Source organism: Candidatus Phytoplasma crotalariae, assembly GCF_030586865.1.
In the GTDB taxonomy this organism is placed as follows: Bacteria; Bacillota_I; Bacilli_A; order Acholeplasmatales; family Acholeplasmataceae; genus Phytoplasma; species Phytoplasma citri.
In genome coordinates, this window is the sequence record NZ_JAOSIR010000051.1 from 1 (window position 1) to 2,070 (window position 2,070).

Consider the following 2,070-nt stretch of genomic DNA (forward strand, 5'->3'; position numbering starts at 1 on the left):
AAGTTAAACCCGGAAAAGGGATAAATTAGGGAAAGCGGTGTGCTGGGAAACTGGCTCGCACCGTTTGGACGGGGGCTGTTTGTAATATTTGATAGCTTTCAAAGAAACGCAAATAATCTATCCGTATTAAATTTGATTATATTTTTTTTAAAATTAAACCAAAAGATATGAGTGATATTTAGTCATTTTATTTTTATAATAATTAGATAATTAACTATCTGATTAACAAAAAAAACGAATTATTAATAAATTTACCTTTATAAACTAATTATAAATTATATATTTCTAGTATAATATAAGTTGTTTTTTAAAAATGTTTGAGTAGCTCAGCAGGATAGAGCAACGGCCTTCTAAGCCGTCGGTCGGGGGTGGACGAAAAAGATGCCTAATATCTAATGATTTAACCAATCATCCACTGCATTGATAATCAGTGGCAGTATATAGTCGGTTATTATAACGAAAGAAATAATAATTATAGTAGACTATAAAAATGGAAAACAGATGAGATAGTTTCGTCTAGGAATTTCTGTGAACTGAATTATGACTCACGGATAACCTCTGAAATGAGGCTAAGGGAATAAAAAGGAGTAATCCGGAACTGATAGAGAACTATCCTTTTAGCTATCAATTCGAGTAACTATGAAAATTAATCCCTATTTCATGGTATTATCAAAAAAAACTCGAAACCTACCAAAACTTAAAAAAAAGATTTACTTATTTTAAACTATATTTTAAATTTAAATTTTGGTTATCCCACCTAAAAGTCAATAATGGTAAATATTAGAGTAACTTTAATCCTCCTAAACTTCAAAAAATAGTTATTAAAACTAGGTTAAATGTGAGGCAAGGAGAAAGCAGAATCATAGTAGTCGTGAGAAATTTAAGAATCAAGTTGGAATATTTGGTTAAACTGACTCACCAAGGAGCCAAGGAAAGCTTGGTACAAGGCGAAAGAGGAAATTTTTGTGAAGGTTTAGCAAATTTTTAAATAATGTTTTAGTTTTATTTAAAAATTATTGTTGTAAAATAATATTAAATGGATAAAGAGTTTTGATCTATCTAGATGGAGAAAAACTCAAGAAATTATAAATTTTTAGGCTAAATCAAATTATCACTTAAATAATCGCCGGATGCTGGGAAACTAGCTTGTCCGGTGGTGTGTGGGGCTTATTATAATAGTTAGAAATAATGAAATGTAATAATTCTATCACGATTCGAATCCCTCCTCAAACGCCATAAAATAATAAAAATTACTTCTGTTAATTCGCAATAATTCATTAATTAAAATTAATTTTTATTATTAAATAAAAATTTTTTTTATTTAATAATGACAAGGAGAATAATTAAAATGGCTGTCCCCTTTAGAAGAACTAGTAAAACTGCTAAAAGAAAAAGACGTACTCATTACAAATTAAAAACACCTACTTTGGTATTATGTGGGCGCCAAAGAGGCCTAAATTTCGTGCTATCTAACCAATAGCCAGAGATGATAAACTCTGAAAGGAGATGGTCGGTTTGACAAACGAAAGAATGTCAAATTACAGCAGACCATAAAAGCGGGTTGCGACGAAAGCAAATTAGTCAAGATGATCCCGCCACCAAATAATTCTATGGAGAAGCCTGAGATGGCCTAAGAAGGGAAAAGGATGTAATACCAAAACCTGTTCGGAAGTTGCTTAGACGGACAGTCCAGAGTCTACTAATATAAGACATAAGTATTGAGTAGTTTATCAGCTAAAGAAATCTGGAATCAGCCTCGCTAAAGAGGATACTTCCCCTAAAGAATTAAGGTCGAAATTTAGTGTAACTTGGAGAATCCTAAAACTAAGTAATTAAGTTTACTAATCCGGAAATAAAAGCCTGGATGGTCAAGGATAAAGAATCTTCTTAGTAGTCGTAAGCGTAAACCTAAATTTGGAATAGTTTAGTTAATCGTCTTACCAAGAAGAGAGTTAATTACTCTTATAGGGCGAAAGAAGAAAGTAATTTACTGTTTATTCAATGGTATCGAGAAAGGGGTTGATATATAATGTCAACAACCGTTTCATTAGAAACAAAGCTTTCGCGAAC

1 protein-coding gene is annotated in these 2,070 nt (G+C 31.4%); it reads left to right on the forward strand.

Annotation, left to right across the window (positions count from 1 at the left end; genetic code table 11):
* The first annotated feature begins 1,348 nt into the window (after positions 1 to 1,348).
* On the forward strand, positions 1,349 to 1,480 hold the full coding sequence (gene rpmF / locus OC683_RS02355; protein ID WP_304514936.1) for a 50S ribosomal protein L32: 132 nt from the start codon (positions 1,349 to 1,351) through the stop codon (positions 1,478 to 1,480).
* Positions 1,481 to 2,070: the final 590 nt, after the last annotated feature.